The organism is Roseovarius sp. (genome assembly GCF_965228755.1).
Classification (GTDB): domain Bacteria; phylum Pseudomonadota; class Alphaproteobacteria; order Rhodobacterales; family Rhodobacteraceae; genus Roseovarius.
In genome coordinates this window covers 153,522-174,003 of the sequence record NZ_CBDDIG010000008.1, presented here as the reverse complement: position 1 = coordinate 174,003, position 20,482 = coordinate 153,522, and the positions used below count along the sequence as shown (strand labels likewise).

The window sequence follows — 20,482 nt, the reverse complement described above, 5'->3', positions numbered from 1 at the left end:
AATGGGCTGGCCCCCAATCAGCGCAACCCGTCCTCGCCCTTCACCTCGGCCACTGTCAGCCCGCCCATCCGGTCATGCACGCGCCCGCCGCGCGACATGGCGAGGATGAACAGCAGCTCCCCCGCCCGCGGCCCGTCGGGCAGGCCCACCTCCATCGCGTCGAAATGGCTGCGCACGTAAGCCGCGTTGATATGGCCCAGCGGCACGTCGATCCGCGTGCCCGGCCCGCCCTGTTTCATCGCCGAGGGCACGATCGCCTTCGCCTCGCCCAGCCGCGCGCGCATGGCATAGCCGCCCGGCACGTGCCACAGCGCGGTATGCTCCAGCTCTCCGCCCTCACCCGCCATGGCGGCCTTGCCATAGCCGTCGATCCCCTCAAGGCCGCCCATCGCCTCGATCAGCCGTTCGGTCATCATCAGGCCCAGCGGCTTGAGGTCCTCCATCGCCGGCTGCAGCTCGGCGGTGTAGCCGCCCGCGAAGGGGTTGGCGACCAGCGTCGCGATGGCGGCGCGGCGGCGCGGCTGGTCCGGCGCCGGGCCGCCGTCGTTGTGGATGTCCTCGACGAACAGCGCGGTCTTGCGCAGGGTGAAGTCAGGCATGGGCAGTGTCTTTCATATGTGGAAGCAATTGTGGCCCGAGCCCGCGCACGACGCCGCTGAGGCTGAGCAGCGCGCCCTGGATCAGGCCACGGGCATGGAAGGTATCGGCCAGCGCGGCACCGGCGGCAAGGGCCGCGGTGATCTCGCTGTCGGTCAGTGGCCCCACGTCGGTGGTGACCGGCGTATCACCCAGGTCGCTGTCGGGCGACAACTCGCTGGCCGGCGCGCGGGTCACCGCCGGATGCCCCGGCAGGTCGACCGCGTTGGCCAGCAGCGTCGCCGCCGCATCCGCCAGCGCGGCGGAACGCGCCAGCACCGTGACACTGTCGGCAATCCCCAGCGAATAGCTCCGCCCGCCACGCCCCGAGGTGGCGATCCCCCGGATCGGGTCGCGCCGCCGGATATTGATCGAGCCGCCGGTGGGCGAGGCCACGGCCGCCTGCATCTGCTGGCCTTTAGCCAAGTAAAAGGCCACGTCGCCGCCATTGTTGACATAGGCCTTGTCCACCCCGTCCCCGTCACAAATGGCGGCCAGGATGGTCTCCGCCCCCGCGCCCGCCACCGCCGCCATCGGCGTGATGAACATCGAGGCGAAGGGAAAGGTCGCCTGCACCATGCGGCGGGCGGTCTCCCCCTCCGGCATCTGGCCCCAGCGCGACCGCAGCCGCGGCAGTTCGGCGGCCAGCTCCTCCAGCAACGTCTCGAACCGTTTCGCCGCGCGCTCCAGCGCCGATTCCCTCCCCGGCCCGGTCACGTCGGCGATCATGTCGATCGGCCCGTGATGCAGGTGCAGCCGCCGCTCGTCCGGCAGGAAGGTGATCTGCGCGCCGGACATCAGCCCCGCCCCCGCGTATCGCCCACCGCCCGGAACGCCGCGCCGTATTCGCCGCCCGTCGCCAGCACGTCGGCCACGCTGCGCACCTGCGCGTCATGCCCGCCCAGCGCGCGGTAATGCTCGCGCTCCAGCGTGAATTCCAGCGGCGCCACCAGCGCCGGGGTGGGCACGTAACCGAACGAGCCGTCGGGCATCTTCGTGACGTCCACCATCAGCGTGATCCCCCCGCCCGGCCAGACATAGACCGGCGCGCCGCCACAGGTGACATGCGTCTTCAACGCCTGCACGGAACGGGTCAACTGCACCGGGTTCTTCGTCACCCCCGACCGCAGCGATCCACCCGCCCCCGCCTGGAACATCACCGTGCACAGCGCCGGTTCGCAATTCTCGGCGATCAGGTCGACCGAGGGCCGAAGCGCCTCCGGCAACGGCGCCGCCTGCGGTTCGAGATCGTCGTCCAGCACGTAATACCCGTACTGCTCGCCCGTGGTGGACACCATCAACAGCGTCAGCCCCGGCCGCGCGCCCTTCTTCTCCAGCCACGGGTTCAGGATGGTCAGCGGGTCCTCGATATCCGTCCCGCCCCAGCCGCGCCCCGGCTGCGCCACCTGGAAATACCGCCCCGGCGTCGACCGCCGGCCCTTGATGCGAATGCCGGTATCGGGCCAGCCCAGCACCTTGCCCGCCTGGTGCTCGCTGACCACGCCGGTGATATGATCGTCGACCACCACCACCTCGTCGACCAGCCCCTGCCATTGCGACGCGAACATCCCGATCGTGGCCGAACCACAGCCGACCCGCATCCGCTCCTCCCGGTGGCCATCGACCACCGGCGGCTGCCCCGCCTGCACCTCGACCGTCGCGCCCCCGTCGATGGTCAGTTCCACCGCCTCGCGATTGCAGAGCCGCAGCAGCGCATCGCAGGTCACGCGCCCCTCCGCCTTGCTGCCCCCCGTCAGGTGTTCGACCCCGCCCAGCGACAGCATCTGCGAGCCGTATTCCGACGTGGTGACATGCCCGATCGCCTCGCCCTCGGCCCGCACGATGGCGGCCTCGTGGCCCAGGTGCCGGTCGGTGTCGATCTTCACCTTCACCCCGCAATAGGAAAAGATCGCCTCGGTCACCACGGTGATGAAATCGGCGCCCTCGACCTCGCGGCTGACGATGAACGGCGCGGGCTTGTAATCCGGATAGGTCGTGCCCGAGCCCACGCCCGAGACGAATACGTCGTCCCCCGCCAGAACCTGCCCGTCCCACTCGGTCGCAAGGAAGGGGCGGATCTCGCCGCCCTGCTCGACCCTACGGTGCAGTATGGTGATCGGATCGCAACGCACGATCCGCCCGTCCTCGTTGGCATAGCGGTCACAGGCGCCGACCTTGCCCTCGGCGATGTAGCACATCACGGGGCAGGCATCGCAGCGGATCTTCTCCTGGGTCTCCCGGCGCTTCTCGGTCATCCACGCGCCTCGCGGATCGCGGCCAGCACCCGGTGCGGCAGGGCGGGCAGTTTCGTGACCCGCGCCCCCGTGGCATGGCGGATGGCGTTGAGGATGGCGGGCGCCGTCGGGATCAGCACGTGCTCGCCCAGCCCCTTCAGCCCCATCGGCCCTTCCGGGTCGGGCACCTCGACGAAGATGGATTTCACCTCCGGCATGTCGCCGGTGGTGGGGATCAGGTAGTCATGCAGGTTCTCGGTGCGGCCGGGGATGTATTCCTCCATCAGCGCGAGGCCGAGGCCCTGCGCCACGCCACCCTCCACCTGCCCCTCGGCCAACAGCGGGTTGATGACACGCCCAAGGTCATGGGCAGCGGTGATGCGGGTAACCTTCACCGTGCCGAGCTGCATGTCGACCGTCAGCTCCGCCATCTGCGCCCCGAAGCCGTAGACGGCATAGGGGCTGCCCTGCCCGTTCTCGTCCAGCGGGCTGGTGGGCGGGTCGTAGGTCTCCTCGGCGGCGAGGACATAGCCATGCCCGTCAGCATCCAGATCCCCCAGCGCCACATGCCGCTCGCCCCGGTCGTCGGTGACGGTAAGCGTGTCGCCCTCCAACGCAATCCGCGCATCCTCGCCCATGTTGCTCAGCGCCAGGATGCGGGCCCGCAACGCCTGCCCCGCCAACAGCGCCGCCTTGCCGGTCACGTAGGTCTGGCGCGAGGCGGAGGTCTTGCCGCAATCCGGCGTCACCCCGGTATCCGGCCCGATCAGCCGGAACTGCCCCACCGGCAGGCCCAGCGCATCGGCGCAGATCTGGGTGATGACGGTGTTCGAGCCCTGCCCGATATCCGTGGCGCCCTGGTGCAGGATAAGCTCGCCCTTCGCGGTGATCCCAACCCGGATGGTCGAGGGGTTGGGCAACCCGGTATTCCCGCACCCGTACCAGCACGACGCAACCCCGACACCATGCCGGAACCGGCCGCCTTCCGCATTGGCCTTGTCGGCACTGGCCAGCGCCGCCTCCCACGGGGCCTTCAGCGCATCGAGGCAGGCCGCGATACCGACACCGTGCAGCACCTGTCCGCACACCGTCGACTGCCCATCCCGCAACGCGTTCAACCGGCGGAACGCCAGCCGGTCCATCCCGGCCTTCATGGCGAGGTCGTCGTAAAGCGCCTCCTGCAGGATCGCCGCCTGTGGCACGCCGAAGCCGCGGAACGCGCCGGAAATCGGCTGGTAGGAATGGATCGCCCGCGCCTCGGCGGCATAGTTGGGCGTGTAATAGGGGCCGGAAGCATGGACCGGCACCCGCCCCGCCACCGTCGGCCCCCAGCTTGCATACGCTCCCGTATTGAAATCGCCGTCGAAGATCAGCCCGGTGATCCGCCCCTCGGCATCCACCCCGGCCCGCCCGCTCATCTTCGCCGGGTGCCGCTTGGTGGTCGAGGCCATCGATTCCGCGCGGGTATAGATCATCCGCGCCGGCCGCCCCGTCTTCAGTGCGACCAGCCCGATCAGCGGTTGCAACGACAGGTCCAGCTTCGACCCGAACCCGCCCCCCGCCGCCGCCGGGATGATCCGCACCTGCTGCGGGTCGAGGCCCAGGATGCGGGCCGTATCGTCGCGGTCCATCACCGGCGCCTGGGTGCAGGCCTGGATAACCAGCGTGTCGCCTTCCGGCCATGCAACGCCCGCCTCGGGTTCGATATAGGCGTGCTCGATATAGGGCGTCTCGGCCTGCGCCTCGGCCACGTGAACGGCCCCGGCCAGCGCCGCCTCGGCATCGCCACGCCGGACCACGCCGGCGATCAGCAGGTTGTCGGGGCGGTTGTCATGCACCAAGGCGCCGGCGTCGGCCTCCTGCCAGGTGATCGGGAAGGTGGAGAGGTCCAGCGCCTCGATCACCCCCGCCTCGCCCGCCACGATGGCCACCGCCTCGCCCCGCAGGCGCACACGGTCCTCGGCCAGCGCGGGCTGGTCGGCGAAGGGCGGGATGGTGCCGAAGATATTGGCGCCGGGGATGTCCTCGGCCGTGAACACCTGCACCTCGCCGGGCTGCGCCGCCCGCCAGGTCTCGATATCGCCAAGGGTGAACCGCGCCGGGGCCTTGGGCGCCCGCACCGCCCGCACCAGCAGCGTATGCTCCGGGCAGGCATCGGCGCCGTAGATCTCCGTCCCCGCCACCTTCGGCCCGCCGTCCAGCCGCTCGACCCGCGCGCCCACCGCCTTGCCCGCCTCGGGCATTTGCGCGGGCGATCCGGGGGCCGCGTCAAGCACGGCGTCGATGATCTTGGCATACCCCGTACACCGGCACAGCACCCCGCCCAGCGCCTCCTCGGCCTCCGCCCGGATCGGCTCCGGCCGCTCCTGCAGGAACGCCGTCGCGGTCATCAGCATCCCCGGCGTGCAGATGCCGCATTGAGCGGCGCCATGGCGGAGGAACGCCGCCTGCAACGCGGTGACCTGCAACCCCTCCACCGTCTGCACCTCGCGCCCGCCCGCCTGCGCCAGCGGCGTCAGGCAGGCGCAGACCGGCGCACCGTCCAGCAGCACCGTGCAGGCCCCGCAATCCCCCGCGTCGCAGCCCACCTTCGTGCCGCGCAGCCCAAGCCCCTCGCGCAGCACCTCGGAGAGGCGGCGGGACGGGTCGGCGGGCAGCGTGACGGGGTCGCCGTTGACGGTGAGAGATATGGTGGCGGTGGCGCGGTTCATGCGGCGGCCTGTGCGGGTTGGGTGAGGTCATCCACGGCCCGGCGCAGCAGTTCGGCGGCGGCATGGGTGCGATAGGGGCCATCGGCGCGGATATCGTCGATGGGCGACAGGGCGGCGGCGACGGCGGCGTCGGTTATCCGGTCGGCGAGCGCCTCGGCGGGCTGGCCGGCGAGAGTGGCTTCGAGGTCGCGAAGGCGGGTGGCGACGGCGCTACAGGCGCCGACCGAGAGGGCGGCACCTTGGACGGTTCCGCCCTCGATATCCAGCCGCACCGCGACCATGGCGATCGAGATCACCAGGTATTTCCGCGCCCCCAGCTTGAAGAAGCGGGAAGTGCCCTTGGTGGCCTCCTCCGGAATGGTAATCGCGGTCACCATCTCCCCCGCCTCCAGCGCCGTTCGGCGCGGACCGTTAACAAAGTGTGAAAGCGGGAGCGTGCGCGTGCCACGGGCCGAGGCGACCTCCACCTGCGCATCCAGCGCCATCAGACAGGGCATCCCGTCGGCGGCCGGCGAGGCGTTGCAGATATTCCCGGCAACCGTGCCGGAATTCTGGATCTGGACCGACCCCACCTCGCGTGCTGCCTGTTTCAGCATGTCGAACGCCGGCGGCAACTCGGCCCGGATCACGTCGGTCCAGCTCGTCGCGGCGCCGATCCGGTATGCGCCCTCCTCGCACGTGATACCGCGCAACTCGGCGATCCCGGTGATATCCAGCACCGGCCCGCTCAGTGTGCGCCCCTGCGTGGCCGGAAACAGGTCGGTACAGCCCGCGGCGATCGTGACCGGCCTTTCCGCCAGCACGTCCAGCGCGCCCTGTAGCGTGTCGGGCCGGTGATAGGCGGCCACGTGTCTCTCCCCGTTCATCTTGCTGGCGGGGATGGTGCGGCACCCGCGATAGACAGTCAACACAAAGACAGGGTTGCGCCGTGGCCCGCACCATCTGCCGAAAGATTAACCAAAGTCCTGCAACAACGCGCGCCCCGCCCTCAGACGCCCACGTAGCGGTCGACGATGCTGTGATCGCGGCGCAGCGCCTCGGCCGGCATCACCTCGCCGTTGCGCCCGTTCTCGATGAACGCCACCCGGTCGGCCACCGACAGCACCGCATCGACCCGCTGTTCCACCAGCAGGATCGCCACGCCGGCCGCGCGCATCTTGACGATCACCTGCCGGATCGCCTCGATCATCGAGGGTTGCAACCCCTCGGTCGGCTCGTCCAACAACAGCGCCTTGGGCCGCAGGCAGAGCGCGCGGGCAGTGGCCAGCATCTGCTGCTCGCCGCCCGACAGGGTCTGCGCCTTCTGGTCCATCCGTTCGCGCAGCCGGGGGAAAAGGTCGAGCACCTCTTCCAGCACGTCCTTGCCCGAGCCGCGCACGCGCAGGCCGATCTCGAGATTCTGCGCCACCGTCAGGCCGGAGAAGAGCCGCCGCCCCTGCGGGATATATCCGATGCCGTGGCGCGGCACCTCGTGCGGGGGCAGTTTGCTCACGTCGGTGCCGTCCAGCACCACCCGCCCTGACATCAGCGGCAGCAACCCCATGATCGCCTGCATCGTCGTCGTCTTGCCCGCCCCGTTGCGACCGAGAAGACAGAGGATTTCACCGGCTTCGACCTTCAGCGACAAGTCCCGCAGCACCTGCGCCCGGCCATATCCCGCGTTGACGGCATCCAGCTCCAGCATCATCCCGTCCCCAGATAGGCCGCCTGCACGGCGTCGTTTTCATGGATCTGCTGCGGCGTCCCCTCGGCCAGCACCTCGCCGAAATTGAGCACGGTGACGCGGTCGGCGGTTTCCATCACCACGCTCATGTTGTGCTCGATCAGCAGGATCGTGGCCTCGGCCGAAAGCTCGCGGATGAGCGCCTTGAACGCCTCGATCTCGCTGTCGGCCAAACCTTGCGTCGGCTCGTCGAGGATCAGCAGGCGCGGCCGCTGCACCAGCCCCATGGCGATCTCCAGCAGCCGCTGGTGGCCATAGCTGAGGTTCCCCGCCTCCTCGTCGCGGCGGTCGCGCAGCCCGACGCGGGCCAGCGCATCCTCCACCGCCGCCTCCACCGCCTCGCCCTGCAACCGGCGGCGGGCGGCCAGCGCCACGTTCTCGGCCGCCGGAAGCCGGGCGAAGACCGAGGTGATCTGGAACGTATAGGCCATCCCCCGCAAGATGCGCTTGTGCGCCGGCAGCGCCGTGATGTCGGCTTTGTCGAACTGCACGGTCCCGGAAGACGGCGGGATGCGACCGCAGATCATCCCCACCAGCGTCGTCTTCCCCGCCCCGTTCGGCCCGATCAGCGCGCGCACCTCGCCCTCCTCGAGGTCGAAATCCACATCCGTCACGGCCTTCAGCCCGTCGAAACGCTTCGACAGGCCGCGCGTCGAAAGCAGCGTCATGGCAGCCACCTCCAGACCCGGCGGCGCAGCTCTCCGGTCAGGCCCTGCGGCGCGAAGAGCGTCAGCAGCACCAGCGCCACGCCGACGATCAGCAGGTAGGCAGTGGTGACGCCTGAACTCAGGTCGATCAGGTAGAACATGAAGAGCGTGCCCACGAACGGCCCCAGCACCGTGCCCGCCCCGCCCAAAAGCACCCACAGAAGCGGAAAGATCGAATACTGCACGCTGGCAAAACTCGCCCCGGCATAGCCGAAAAGCAGGCCATAGAACGCCCCCGCCGCGGCCGAGATCGTGCCGGATATCACCATCGCCCCCAGCTTGTGGGCGAAGGTGTTGTAGCCCAGCATCCGGACCCGCTCCTCGTTCTCGCGGATCGCCACCAGCGTCTTGCCGAAGGGCGCGCGGACAAGGCGGAGGCAGAGCAGCAGGCAAACGGCGAACAGCCCCCAGGCGGCGAAATACCGGTTCTCGGGATTGCTGAGGTCGATGCCCCAGAGCATCCGGTCGAAGGCCTGGATGACAAAGCCCTCGTCGCCGCGCGTATACTCGCCGAAATAGAGGATCGTCAGGTACCCGGCCTGCGCGAACATCAGCGTCACGATCAGGAAGGCCACGCCCGTCGTCCGCAGCGCCAGCAGCGCCAGGATGGCCGACACGACCGCGCCGGCAAGGATGCCGACGATCAGGGCGGGCGCCGGGGTGAACCCCGCGTGCTGGATGGTCAGCCCCATGCCGTACATGCCGGCGGCGAAGAACAGGGCGTGGCCAAGGCTCAGCAGGCCGGTATAGCCGAAGAGGATGTTGTACCCCACCGCATAGCTCGCCAGCACCATGATCCGGGCGATATTGCCGTGGTGATAGGCGGGCAGCACGAATTGTAGCGCGAAAAGCACCGCCAGCAGGCCGAGATGCAGGGTAAGGGACTTCGCCGTCGCACTCATGACGCGCGCGTCCCGAACAGGCCCTGCGGGCGGAAGACCAGCACGAGGCCGACCAGCAGGGTGGCGAGGATCTTGGCAAGTGTCGGCGAAAAGAAGACCGAGATGATGCCGTCGCTCAGCCCGATGAAGATGGCGGCGACCACCGTGCCGGGCAGGCTGCCCAAGCCGCCGATGATGACCACGATGAAGCTCAAGAGCAGCGGGTCGGCCCCCATCAGGTAATGCGCCTGCTGGATCGGCACGATCAGCACGGCGGCCAAGGCCGCCAGCGCCGCACCGATGCCGAAGACCAGCGCGTAGACCCGCTCCACCGGGATGCCGAAGGCCAGCGCCATGTCGCGGTCGGCCTGCGTGGCCCGCATCAGAAGGCCGATCCGCGTGCGCGCCATCATCAGCCAGACGCCGATCAGAACCACCGCCGCCGCGCCGATCACCGCCAGCTTGTAGGTGGTCGTCGACAGGCCCCAGGGGAAGTAGAATTCGAACCCTTCCTCGCCCCATTCGAACCAGGGCAGGGCAAGCCGCTGGTTGAACGGCGCCTCGACCGGGCGCGCCTCGGGGCCATAGGTCATCAGCGTCAGCTGCTGGATGATGTACAGCAGGCCGATCATGGCAACGATCGTGCGCTCGGGGTCATAGTCGATCCGCTTCAGGATCGTCATGTCCGCCGCCGCCGCGATGGCGCCGACGACAAGCGGCGCGATCACCAGTGCCGCGACAAAGCCCAGCGCCGGATGCCCGCCCACCGTCTGGGCCACGAACCACGCGATCACCGCGCCAAGCATGAAGAACTCGCCATGGGCGATGTTGACCACACGCATCACGCCGAACACGAGGCTGAGGCCCACGGCCGTCAGCGCAAGCACCGCCGCCGTGACCGCACCCTCGAGCGAGGCCAGAAGAATGTAGGGACCCAATTCCATCTTGCGCCAAGGATTGCCCGGCTCATCCGCGAAGGGCAAGCGAAATGGAAGGCGATCTACTGGCGCAGGGCGGGAAGGCCTATTCCGGTGGCCTCGAAACCGCCATCGACGGCGATGATCTGGCCCGTGACATAGCTGGCACCGGGCGAGCAGAGGAAGGTGATCACGCTGGCGATCTCGTCCTCCGAACCATAGCGGTTCAGCGGAATCGCGTCGTGATAGGCGTCGATGATGGCCTGGCTGTGCACGGCCATGGCCAGCTTGGTGCGCACCGGGCCGGGGCAGACGCAATTGGCGCGGATGCCCTTTTCGCCAAGCTCCACCGCCTGTTGCTGCGTCAGCGCCATGACCCCGGCCTTCGACGTGCCATAGGCCACCCGCAGGGTCGAGGCGCGCAGGCCGGAGATCGAGGCGATGTTGACGATCGCCCCCTTCGCCCCGGCCAGCGCGGGGGTCAGCGCCTGCGTGACCAGGAAGACCCCGTCGAGATTGGTTTCCATCACCGTGCGCCAGCGGTCAAAGCCGGTCTCGCCGATCGGCCCGAAATCGGCGACGCCGGCATTGTTCACCAGCGCATCGACGCTCTCGCAACTCTCGCCGACATGCCGGGCCATTTCCGCCACCTGCTCGGGCTGCGAGACGTCGCAGACCACCGGGTCGACCTCCGCCAGCCTGCCGGCCTCCTCCGCCAACGCCGGCTCGTCGCGGTCGATCATGACCACGCGCCAGCCCTGGTCGAGAAACTGTTTCGTGGTCGCCAGCCCGATCCCGCGGGCCGCGCCTGTGACGATGGCTGTTTTCATCCCTGTCCCTCCCATCTGGTCTCACCGTGGCTTGGGGCGCTGCCCCACGTTGAAATTCCGGGGAATTTCAACGTCCCCCGGGATATTTTCGGCCAGAAGAAGCACGCGTCAGGCTTCATCTTTCCCCAAATACTCCCGCCGGAGGCGTCCCGAAAGCGCCGCCGGCGGAACGCCTCCTACAGGGCGTCGATCATCTCGGCCTGGCGCACGATGCCCTCGGCCTGCTTGATCGAGGCGATGTCGACGAGGCGGCCCTTGTAGGTGGTCGCCCCCTCGCCGCGGGCCTTGGCATCCTCCATCGCCTGCAGGATTTCGCGGGCTTCCTGAACCGCCTCGTCGGAAGGGGTGAAAACCTCGTTCGCCAGCGCGATCTGCTTGGGGTGGATGGCCCATTTGCCCACCATGCCCAGCGTGGCCGCCCGCCGCGCCTGGGCGCGGAAGCCGTCGTCGTCCGAGAAATCGCCGAACGGGCCGTCGACCGGCAGAACGCCATGGGTGCGGCAGGCCGCGACGATGGCGGTGGTGGCCCAGTGCCACGGATCGGCCCAGTATTTCTGCCCGTTCTGCAGCATGTAGTAGTTGATCTGCGTGCCGCCGATGCCGGTGGTGGACATGCCCATCGAGGCCGCGAAATCGGCTGCGCCGAGGCTCATGGCCACCAGCCGGGGCGAGGCGGCGGCGATTTCCTCGACATGGGCGATGCCGGCGGCGGATTCGATGATCACCTCGAAATTGATGGGCTTTTCGCGCCCTTTCGCCTTTTCGATGGCCGTGACCAGCGCATCGACGGCGTAGATGTCGGCGGCGCAGCCCACCTTGGGGATCATGATCTGGTCAAGCCGGTCGCCCGCCTGTTCCAGAAGGTCGACCACGTCGCGATACCACCACTCGGTATCCAGCCCGTTGATCCGCACCGACAGGGTCTTGTTGCCCCAGTCGACCTCGTTGATGGCCTTGACGGTGTTGGCACGGGCCGCGGCCTTGTCGGTGGGGGCGACGGAATCCTCGAGGTCGATATTGATGACGTCCGCGGCGGAGGCGGCCATCTTTTCAAAGAGCTTGACGTTCGAGCCGGGCCCGAAGAGCTGGCAGCGGTTGGGGCGGGAGGCCGGGGCGGGTTGCAGGCGGAAGCTCATGTCGGGCACCTCTCGAAGGGTTCGGAAATTGCGTCAGGTTCGCCGCAACCGGTATAAAATTGCCGGGGCAATCGCAACCATTTTGCGGGTGCAGAAAAACCGCTGCACCGCCATTCCGCTACGAATCGGGGTTAAGCCCAGTAAAACAAGGGCCATAGCGCATCGGTTTCACGTCGGTATAACGTCGGTATTTCGTCGGTGTTTTGCACCGCACCCACCCCGGTTCATGTGGCGCACGGCGCGTTAACCCACGAGATGTAGGCTTGACCGGTCGCCGGGATGGCGCATGATACCCGCCGTGCCATGGCCCGTTACGGGCCGCACCATTTCAGACAACCTGTTCCCTTTTCGGAGATACCAGCAATGCGTTCCCTCATCCTCGCGGCCCTGCCCGCCCTCTCCCTCGCCATCCCCGCCCAGTCGCAGGAGGCCGCGCCGCCGCCCCTGTCGATCAAGTCGACCGAGATCACCCGCCTCGACAAGGTGCGCAACTACAGCGCCGATGACAGCCTCGTCTGCTGCGCCGTCGAGGTGCTGGAAAGCGGGCCGGACCACGATTTCGTCTACATGCACATCCTGCTCGACGTCGAATGGACCGAGGAGATCAAGCGGGTCAGCTATTACGGCGGCAACGACATCAAGCTGAAGCTGCCGGGCCAGACCGACCCGGAGGAATACCTGCAGCCCTGGGGCTCGATGGACTGGTTCCCCGAGGTGCGCACCTCGACCGCCTCGATAAACGTGAACCGTGACCGGAAATGGCCGGATGTCGACAACGACACCTACCTCGAGGCCGTCTTCACCGTCCCTTCGGACGCGATGGAAGCCACCCTGGTCATCGGCAAGCGGGACGAGCCCACCGTCGAGTTTCCCCTCGACCTGTCGGGCGAGGTGACCGAGCTTCCGCAGGCCGGCAGCCTGTGGGATATCGAGATCACTGGCCTGTCGCTGGCCGACGAGGTAACGACCGACCGCGGCTCTCGCGCGCAGTCGGTGCCCGGGCGGGTCACGCCGCTGATCGGCAAGCTGGTCAAGGTCGACATGAACCTGACCCCCAAGCGCGACCTCAAGGCCGACCGGCTGAACGAGAGCAACGCCGCCGCCTTCACCTCGAAACATGTCTGGCTGGTGGGGCCCGAGGGGCTGCCGCTGGCGCTGGTGGGCGAGGCGCGCAACAACGGCGGGAGCCTGACGCTGTCGAGCAGCAATTCCAGCACCACCAACTGGCAGGGCGAAGGCACCTCGGGCCAGATCGAGCGGACTTTCTATTTCCTCGGCTCGGGCGCTTCGGGCGAGTACCAGCTCTACTTCAAGGACGTGAACGTGGGCAGCGCCACGCTGGAATAGGCGCGGGCGGCGGCCCGCCTTCGATCCGGTTTAATCGGGCCGCGCCATTGCGGAGCGGCACGGGGCACCCTATGTCAAAGGGGTGAAGCATCTTCCTTCGACCATCTGTTTCCCCTGGGCTTCAGCTGTTCTTATGACGACACTGAGCCAGGTCACCGCATCTTGCGGGTGACACCACAGACAGGAGACGACACGATGGCCAATGGCACCGTGAAATGGTTCAACCAATCCAAAGGCTTCGGCTTTATCGCCCCCGAGGGCGGCAGCAAGGACGTGTTCGTTCATGCCTCCGCGCTCGAACGGGCTGGCATTCACCGGCTCGACGATGGGCAGGCCGTGACCTTCGATATCGAAAGCGGCCGCGACGGGCGGGAATCGGCGGGCAACCTCGCCCTGGCATAAGCCGTGAACACGTGACGACCGGGACGGGGGCGGCCAGGCGGCTTCCCCCGTCTTTTCATTTGAGCAACAGGAACAGGAGACGACGCGATGCCGAAACCCACCAAGCCCGGAGCGGCCGCCGGGACACCGACGCGGGCCGAAACGCTTCTGGAAAAGACCACGCGCGCCGCGTGGGACATCATCGACGACGAGACCGCCAAGCGCGATCTCAAGACCGAACGCCTGCGCGAGGCGCGGCTGGCCCGCGCCAATGACCCGGCCGACGACGCGGCGGTTGACGAGACGCCCCCGATCCCCAAGACTGCGCGCAAGAAAGCCCGGGCCACGTCAGGCCCGTCCTGACCGGCGGCGCCGCGCCGCCTTCAGCCTCACCGGGCCGAAAATTCACGTCATCCTCCCACGGAAAGGTATCGGATTGAGACCTTCAGACTGGACCCGCACGCTCGCGCAGTACCGCGAGCCCTTCCCCCTGCGCAGCCTTCTCGAACTCGCCGTCACGTTGCTGCCCTTTCTCGGGCTCTGGGCGCTGGCCTGGTGGGCGCACACGATCAGCCCGTGGCTCTCGCTGCCGGTGGCGCTGGTCAACGCCGCCTTCCTCGTGCGGCTGTTCATGATCCAGCACGATTGCGGCCACGGCGCGTTCTTCAAGGATCGCAAGCTGGGCGACTGGGTCGGGCGCGGCATTGGCGTGCTGACACTGACCCCCTATGACGTGTGGCGGCGCACCCATGCCATCCACCACGCCTCCTCGGGCAATCTCGACCGGCGCGGGGTGGGCGACCTGCCGACGCTGACGGTGCGCGAATACCGCGAGAAAACCCGCCTCGGCCGGGCCGGCTATCGCCTCGTGCGGAACCCGGTCTTCCTGTTCGGGATCGTGCCGTTCTACACCTTCTTCCTGCAACACCGGGTGCCGGCCGGGCTGATGCGCTCGGGCTGGCGCTACTGGTTCAGCGCGATGGGCACCAACCTTGCCATCGCCGCGGTGGTGGCGCTCCTGGCGTGGCTGGGCGGGGCCGACGTGGTGCTGCTGATCTACCTGCCGACGACGCTTCTGGCGGCGATGGCGGGGATGTGGCTGTTCTACGTCCAGCACCAGTTCGAGGACACCCACTGGGACCGCGAGGAAGACTGGAACATCCAGGAGGCGGCGCTGCATGGCAGTTCCTATTACGACCTGCCGGGCGTGCTGCGCTGGATCACGGCGAATATCGGCGTGCACCACGTGCACCACATGGCCAGCCGCATCCCCTTCTACCGGCTGACCGAGGTGCTGCGCGATCACGACATCCTGGCGCAGATGAAGCGGCTGACGCTGATGGACAGCATCCGCTGCGCCCGGCTCCACCTGTGGGACGAGAAAAGCCGGCGGCTGGTCTCCTTCGCCGGGGCGCGGTCGGTGGCCTGAAGGCGGCCGGGCGGGGCTTCGGGCCGAAGTCCCACCCTGTCCCCCCAGCGACACGGTTTGTCGGAAACGCAGGCGCAGCCCCACTCCGCCCCGTGACAAAGCGGAGGCATGAGACGCGCCCTGATCGACAACTGGGCCCTGTTCCTGGGCATGCTGTTCCTGATGGTGGGGAACGGGATGCTCGTCACGTTGCTGACCATCCGGGGCAGCGTGCTGGGCTTCTCCGACCTCGAGATCTCGCTGATGCAGGCCTGTTACCCGCTGGGCGCGCTGGCGGGCACGGTGCTGACCCCGCGGCTGATCGAGAAGGTGGGGCATATCCGCGTCTTCTCGGCGCTGGCCTCGATGGTGTCGGTGGCGGCGATTGCCCACCTGCTGACAAGTGATCCGATCAGCTGGGGGGCGATGCGGCTGCTGGCGGGGGCGTGCTTCCCGGGGCTCTACGTGATCACCGAAAGCTGGCTCAACGCCAAGACGGAAAACCGCATCCGGGCGCAGGTGCTGTCGGTCTATTTCATCATCCAGTCGGCGGGCCCGGCGCTGGGCACCGCCATGGTCGCCCTGCCCGACCCCAAGGGCAACCTGCTCTTCGGCCTCTGCTCGATCCTCTTGTCGGTGGCGATCGTCCCCCTTCTGCTGTCGAACAACCGGGCACCGGAATACACCGCCCCCGACCGGATGCCGGTCCGGCGGCTCTACAAGGTCTCGCCCATGGCGGTGCTGGGCATCGTCATCATGGGCGCGGGCGTGGTGGCGTGGTTCATCTCGCTGCCGCTCTACGCGCTGCAGAACGGGTTTTCCGAGGCGCAGGCCTCCTTCGCGCTGGTGGTGGCGATGGTCGCGGCGGCGGTGTCGCAATACCCGCTGGGCTGGATCTCGGACCAGACCGACCGGCGCTACGTGGTGATCGGCATGGCGGCCGTGTCGGTGGTGGCGGCGCTGTGGATGGCGCTGGACACAAGGCCGATGTCGATCCTGGTGGGCTTCGCGGTGATCGGGGCGGTGACGCTGCCGGTCTATTCCATCCTCGCGGCCCACGCCAACGACCAGCTCAGCCCCGGCCAGGTGGTGCCCGCCGCCGGGACGATGGCGTTCCTTCTGCAGTTCGGGCAGGTGTTCGGGATGCTGATCGGGCCCAACACGCTGAAGCTGTTCGACGGGCGGGGCCTGCCGCTGATGCTGGCCGTGGTGGGCGTGGCCACGGTGCTGCTGGCGGTGACGCGGCGGGTGCGCTCCGACGCGCCGGAGGAGACTGGCGAGGTCAGGCCGACCGGTGTCATCGGCATCGCCCAGCCGGGCATGCTGCAGGCCGAGGTTTATGCCGAAGACGAGGGCGCGCCGGATCAGGAAAGCGATGAATCTTCGCACACTTAGCCGAAAGTTCGAACAATCTTGCGCTGATTCCCGGCTACGGTGCCGAATCAAAGAGGACATCGCGGCGGTTTCCATGGAAACTGCCGCAAAACTGATTCCCGCCCGCGGCCCCGCCGCCGGTCGACAAGGAGACGCGCGATGATCGAGACCCCCTACCTCCTCTTCCTGGGCGATGCGCCCGACATGCTGGCCGCCAAGGTCGCCATCGGCATCCGCGACTGGCGCCCGGAACACGCGGTGGGCCAGTTCCGCCTGGAAGGCTGCGGCGCCGACCTGGGCCTCACCGACATGACCCTGGAAGACGCCAAGGCGGCAGGCGCCAAGACGCTGGTGATCGGCGTGGCCAACCGCGGCGGGGTGATCTCGCAGGAATGGAAGAAGGTGCTGGTCACCGCGCTGGAAGAGGGCTTCGACCTCGCCTCCGGCCTGCACAACCTGCTGCGCGACGAGCCCGACCTGAGGGCCGTCGCCGAGGCGACGGGGCGCAAGCTGCACGACGTGCGCGTGCCGTCGGTCAAGTACCCCATCGCCGACGGCAAGAAACGCCGCGGCAAGCGCTGCCTTGCGGTGGGCACTGACTGCTCCGTCGGCAAGATGTACACGGCGATGGCGATGGAACGCGACATGACCGAGCGCGGCATGAAGGCCACCTTCCGCGCCACCGGCCAGACCGGCATCCTGATCACCGGCGAAGGCGTGCCGCTCGACGCGGTGATCGCCGATTTCATGGCCGGCTCGATCGAGTGGCTGACGCCCGACAATGACGACGATCACTGGGACATGATCGAGGGGCAGGGCTCGCTCTTCCATGTCAGCTTTTCCGGCGTGACCATGGCCCTGATCCATGGCGGCCAGCCCGACGCGCTGATCCTGTGTCACGAGCCGACCCGGGCGCATATGCGCGGCCTGCCCGACTACCAGCTGCCCAGCCTGCAACAGCTCCGCGACACCGCCCTGCCGCTGGCGCGGATCGCCAACCCCGCCTGCCAGGTTGTGGGCGTGTCGGTGAACACCCAGCACATGGCCGAGGACGAGGCGAAAGCCTATCTCGCCAAGGTCGAGGAAGAGATGGGCCTGCCCGCCACCGACCCCTACCGCTTCGGCTCGGGCAAGCTGGTCGACGCGCTGGCGGCGCTCTGACACACATGCTACGCGCCCCGGGCCTGCCCCGGGGCCTCTGGCCAGGAAACGGGGAGGTCCCGGATCAAGTCCGGGACGGGATGACATGGAACTCACGGTAACGCGGGACGTCTTCAGACTGGCGCAGGTCTTCACCATCAGCCGCGGCTCCCGGACCGAGGCACAGGTGCTGACCGTGCGGATCAGCCAGAACGGCGTGACCGGCTGGGGCGAATGCGTGCCCTACGCCCGCTACGACGAGACGCTCGACAGCGTGACGGCCGAGATCGAGGGGCTTCCGGCGGAGTTCGACCGCGAGGCGCTTTACGACCTGCTGCCGGCGGGCGCGGCCCGCAACGCGGTGGATAGCGCCCTGTGGGATCTCGAGGCGAAACAGGCGGGCGTCCGCGCCTGGGATCTCGCCGGTCTCGACGTGCCGGGGCCCGAGGTGACGGCCTATACCCTGTCGCTGGACAAGCCCGAGAAGATGCGCGCACAGGCGGCAAAACACGCCCACCGGCCGCTTCTGAAGATCAAGCTGGGCACCCCCGACGACATGCCCCGGCTGGAAGCCGTCCGCGCCGGCGCGCCGAAATCCAAGATCATCGTCGACGCCAACGAGGGGTGGAGCGCCGATATCTACGCCGACCTCGCCCCGCACCTGGTGCGACTGGGCGTGGCGCTGGTGGAACAGCCCCTGCCGGCCGCCGAGGATGACGCCCTGCTGGGGATGGAGCGGCCCGTGCCGGTCTGTGCCGACGAGAGCTGCCACGACCGCGCCAGCCTGCCGGGGCTCAAGGGCAAGTACGACGTGGTCAACATCAAGCTCGACAAGACCGGCGGCCTGACCGAGGCGCTGGCCCTGCGGCAGGCGGCAAGGGCCGAGGGCTACGCCATCATGGTCGGCTGCATGATCGGCTCGAGCCTCGCCATGGCCCCCGCCGTGCTGGTGGCGCAGGGCGCGATGGTGACAGACCTTGACGGCCCGCTGCTTCTGGCCGAAGACCGGGAGGAACCGCTGACTTTCGACGAGGCCGGGGTGCATCCGCCGTCGGCGGCACTCTGGGGCTGAGGCGGATACGGGGGCGCGCAGAGGTATGCCGGTTCTGCCTGCCATCCTTTTGCAGATCGTGGCGCCGCTGGCATTGATCCTTTGGCTTGTCCTGTGGCCGCCGAACAGCGTGGCGGGCTGGCTGGCGCGGTTCGCGGGCGTCGGTGCGGCCGTCTGGGCAATCGCGCGGATCGCGCAATGGGCGGTGACGGGCTGGTGGATGCCGCTGGTGCTGGGGGCGCTTTTCGTCATAGCCGCGCTGGTGAGCCTTTGGCGCGGGGCGCTGAAGGGGCGGCCGGTGTGGCCCGGGGGAATTGCCGGGCGTGCCGGGTTGGGCGTTTCGCTTGTTCTGGTGGTGGCGGGCGGCTGGGTTGCAGCGCAGCTGATGAACGCGCGGCAGGTGCCCGAGGGCCTCGAGGCCGCCGGGATATCCAACCCGTTCGGGCCGGGGCGCTATCTTGTGGCGCATGGCGGCCATGCCCCGCTGTTCAACGCCCATATGCGGACGCTCGACGAGAGCGTGCCGCGGTATCGCGACTGGCGCGGGCAGTCCTACGCGGTCGATGTCTTCGGAATTGGCCCCGGCGGGCGGCGGGCCGATGGGCTTCGGCCGGAAGACCCGGCGCGCTATGCGATCTTCGGGGCGGCGCTGCGGGCGCCCTGCACCGGCGAGGTTCTGGCGGTCGAGAACGACAGGCCCGACCTGCCGGTGCCGGAGATGGACAGCGACAACAAGCTGGGCAATCACGTGATGCTGGCCTGTGACGGGGCGGTGATCGTGATGGCGCATCTGCGACAGGGCAGCCTGCGCGTCGCGCCCGGCGACAGAATCGAAGCCGGGGCGGCGCTGGCGGAGGTGGGCAACTCGGGCCAGACGATGGAGCCGCACCTCCATATTCACGCCCAGCGACCGGCAGCGCCCGGGGCGGCACCGATTTCCGGCGCGCCGTTGCCACTTCTGATCGGCGGCGCGGTGCGGATACGCGGAGACATGATAAAGGGCGGCGCATGACCGGTGGCGAGAGGCTTGACCCGGGATGCGGATCGTCGGAAGAGGCTATAAAACGAAAGGACCAGACCCCATGACCAGAACCGTCTACGTGAACGGAGAATACCTGCCCGAGACCGAGGCCAAGGTGTCGGTCTTCGACCGGGCCTTCCTGATGGCCGACGGGGTCTACGAGGTGACCAGCGTGCTGGGCGGCAAGCTGATCGATTTCGACGGGCACCTGAAGCGGCTGGAACGCTCGCTGAACGAGCTCGACATGCAGAAGCCCGAGGCGTTCGACGACCTGCTCGAGATCCACCGCGAGCTGGTGCGGGTGAACGGGATCGAGGACGGGCTGATCTACCTGCAAGTCACCCGCGGCGCCGCCGCCGACCGCGATTTCGCCTTCCCCGACCCCGAGGAGGTCAAGCCGACGCTGGTGCTGTTCACCCAGGCCAAGCCGGGGCTGGCCGACAGCCCGGCGGCCAAGACCGGCCTGAAGGTCATCAGCATCGACGACATCCGCTGGGGCCGGCGCGACATCAAGACGACGCAACTCCTCTACCCCTCGATGGGCAAGATGATGGCCAAGAAGGCGGGCTGTGACGATGCGTGGATGATCGAGGACGGCAAGGTGACCGAGGGCACCAGCAACAACGCCTATATCGTCAAGGGCAACAAGATCATCACCCGCGAGCTGTCGACCGACATCCTCCACGGGATCACCCGCGCCGCCGTGCTGCGCTTTGCCCGCGAGGCGCAGATGGCGGTCGAGGAACGGTCGTTCACCATCGACGAGGCGAAAGAGGCCGACGAGGCGTTCATCACCTCGGCCAGCACTTTCGTCATGCCGGTGGTGGAGATCGACGGGGCCAGCCTCGGCGACGGGACGCCGGGGCGCGTATCGAAGCGGCTGCGGGAGATCTACCTCGAGGAGAGCCTGAAGGCGGCGATCTGAGCGCACTGCCTCCCGACTGGCGGTGACCCGTTTTCTGCGCAGAAAACGGGCCCGGAAAAT

At 68.2% G+C, this 20,482-nt stretch carries 20 protein-coding genes; 9 read left to right on the top strand and 11 right to left on the bottom strand.

Features of this window, described 5'->3' with window-relative positions; translation table 11 throughout:
- Positions 1-17: 17 nt before the first annotated feature.
- The 11 genes from ACO07J_RS14620 to ACO07J_RS14570 all read right to left on the bottom strand — a co-directional run bounded on the left by ACO07J_RS14620 (position 18) and on the right by ACO07J_RS14570 (position 11,775).
- Positions 18-599 carry an amino acid synthesis family protein gene (locus ACO07J_RS14620; RefSeq protein WP_422030236.1) on the bottom strand — a complete coding sequence of 194 codons (582 nt, stop codon included), beginning with the start codon at positions 597-599 and terminating at the stop codon, positions 18-20.
- The gene (locus ACO07J_RS14615; RefSeq protein WP_422030234.1) at positions 592-1,434 is read right to left on the bottom strand and encodes a UPF0280 family protein; all 843 of its coding nucleotides are present in this window, start codon (positions 1,432-1,434) and stop codon (positions 592-594) included. Before ACO07J_RS14615 ends, ACO07J_RS14620 begins: the two co-directional genes overlap by 8 nt.
- Positions 1,434-2,891, bottom strand: coding sequence for a 6-hydroxynicotinate reductase (locus ACO07J_RS14610; RefSeq protein ID WP_422030232.1), 1,458 nt, complete (start codon positions 2,889-2,891; stop codon positions 1,434-1,436). Before ACO07J_RS14610 ends, ACO07J_RS14615 begins: the two co-directional genes overlap by 1 nt.
- Positions 2,888-5,581, bottom strand: a complete 2,694-nt coding sequence (locus ACO07J_RS14605) for a molybdopterin-dependent oxidoreductase (protein ID WP_422030230.1) — start codon at positions 5,579-5,581, stop codon at positions 2,888-2,890. The genes ACO07J_RS14610 and ACO07J_RS14605 overlap by 4 nt, the downstream gene beginning before the upstream one ends.
- Positions 5,578-6,429, bottom strand: coding sequence for an FAD binding domain-containing protein (locus tag ACO07J_RS14600; RefSeq protein ID WP_422030228.1), 852 nt, complete (start codon positions 6,427-6,429; stop codon positions 5,578-5,580). The genes ACO07J_RS14605 and ACO07J_RS14600 overlap by 4 nt, the downstream gene beginning before the upstream one ends.
- Before the next feature lie 140 nt (positions 6,430-6,569).
- Positions 6,570-7,265 carry an ABC transporter ATP-binding protein gene (locus ACO07J_RS14595; protein WP_422030226.1) on the bottom strand — a complete coding sequence of 232 codons (696 nt, stop codon included), beginning with the start codon at positions 7,263-7,265 and terminating at the stop codon, positions 6,570-6,572.
- On the bottom strand, positions 7,265-7,972 hold the full coding sequence (locus tag ACO07J_RS14590) for an ABC transporter ATP-binding protein (RefSeq protein ID WP_422030224.1): 708 nt from the start codon (positions 7,970-7,972) through the stop codon (positions 7,265-7,267). The genes ACO07J_RS14595 and ACO07J_RS14590 overlap by 1 nt, the downstream gene beginning before the upstream one ends.
- The gene (locus ACO07J_RS14585; protein WP_422030222.1) at positions 7,969-8,913 is read right to left on the bottom strand and encodes a branched-chain amino acid ABC transporter permease; all 945 of its coding nucleotides are present in this window, start codon (positions 8,911-8,913) and stop codon (positions 7,969-7,971) included. The genes ACO07J_RS14590 and ACO07J_RS14585 overlap by 4 nt, the downstream gene beginning before the upstream one ends.
- Positions 8,910-9,836, bottom strand: a complete 927-nt coding sequence (locus ACO07J_RS14580; RefSeq protein ID WP_422030220.1) for a branched-chain amino acid ABC transporter permease — start codon at positions 9,834-9,836, stop codon at positions 8,910-8,912. Before ACO07J_RS14580 ends, ACO07J_RS14585 begins: the two co-directional genes overlap by 4 nt.
- Positions 9,837-9,892: 56 nt before the next feature.
- Positions 9,893-10,639, bottom strand: a complete 747-nt coding sequence (locus tag ACO07J_RS14575; RefSeq protein ID WP_422030218.1) for an SDR family NAD(P)-dependent oxidoreductase — start codon at positions 10,637-10,639, stop codon at positions 9,893-9,895.
- 176 nt (positions 10,640-10,815) lie between these two features.
- On the bottom strand, positions 10,816-11,775 hold the full coding sequence (locus tag ACO07J_RS14570; RefSeq protein ID WP_422030216.1) for an L-malyl-CoA/beta-methylmalyl-CoA lyase: 960 nt from the start codon (positions 11,773-11,775) through the stop codon (positions 10,816-10,818).
- A gap of 363 nt (positions 11,776-12,138) precedes the next feature.
- Here ACO07J_RS14570 and ACO07J_RS14565 point away from each other — a divergent pair, with 363 nt between their 5' ends.
- From ACO07J_RS14565 to ACO07J_RS14525, 9 genes are all read left to right on the top strand, one after another.
- Complete coding sequence (locus ACO07J_RS14565) at positions 12,139-13,122, top strand: hypothetical protein (protein WP_422030214.1); 984 nt, start codon at positions 12,139-12,141, stop codon at positions 13,120-13,122.
- A 195-nt stretch (positions 13,123-13,317) separates the two neighbouring features.
- A complete protein-coding gene (locus ACO07J_RS14560) occupies positions 13,318-13,524 on the top strand; it encodes a cold-shock protein (RefSeq protein ID WP_300893642.1) in 207 nt (68 codons plus the stop codon).
- Between the two features lie 87 nt (positions 13,525-13,611).
- Positions 13,612-13,866 carry a hypothetical protein gene (locus ACO07J_RS14555; protein WP_422030212.1) on the top strand — a complete coding sequence of 85 codons (255 nt, stop codon included), beginning with the start codon at positions 13,612-13,614 and terminating at the stop codon, positions 13,864-13,866.
- 73 nt (positions 13,867-13,939) lie between these two features.
- Positions 13,940-14,932: a fatty acid desaturase gene (locus tag ACO07J_RS14550; protein WP_422030210.1), complete on the top strand. Its 993-nt coding sequence runs from the start codon at positions 13,940-13,942 to the stop codon at positions 14,930-14,932.
- A gap of 108 nt (positions 14,933-15,040) precedes the next feature.
- Positions 15,041-16,306, top strand: coding sequence for an MFS transporter (locus ACO07J_RS14545; protein ID WP_422030208.1), 1,266 nt, complete (start codon positions 15,041-15,043; stop codon positions 16,304-16,306).
- Positions 16,307-16,444: 138 nt separating this feature from the next.
- Positions 16,445-17,446, top strand: coding sequence for an N-acetyltransferase DgcN (gene dgcN, locus ACO07J_RS14540; RefSeq protein WP_422030206.1), 1,002 nt, complete (start codon positions 16,445-16,447; stop codon positions 17,444-17,446).
- An 85-nt stretch (positions 17,447-17,531) separates the two neighbouring features.
- The gene (gene dgcA / locus ACO07J_RS14535; RefSeq protein ID WP_422030204.1) at positions 17,532-18,497 is read left to right on the top strand and encodes an N-acetyl-D-Glu racemase DgcA; all 966 of its coding nucleotides are present in this window, start codon (positions 17,532-17,534) and stop codon (positions 18,495-18,497) included.
- A gap of 25 nt (positions 18,498-18,522) precedes the next feature.
- Positions 18,523-19,488 (top strand): M23 family metallopeptidase, encoded by a 966-nt coding sequence (locus tag ACO07J_RS14530; RefSeq protein ID WP_422030202.1) that lies wholly within the window; start codon positions 18,523-18,525, stop codon positions 19,486-19,488.
- Positions 19,489-19,558: 70 nt separating this feature from the next.
- The gene (locus ACO07J_RS14525; RefSeq protein WP_422030200.1) at positions 19,559-20,422 is read left to right on the top strand and encodes a D-amino-acid transaminase; all 864 of its coding nucleotides are present in this window, start codon (positions 19,559-19,561) and stop codon (positions 20,420-20,422) included.
- Positions 20,423-20,482: the final 60 nt, after the last annotated feature.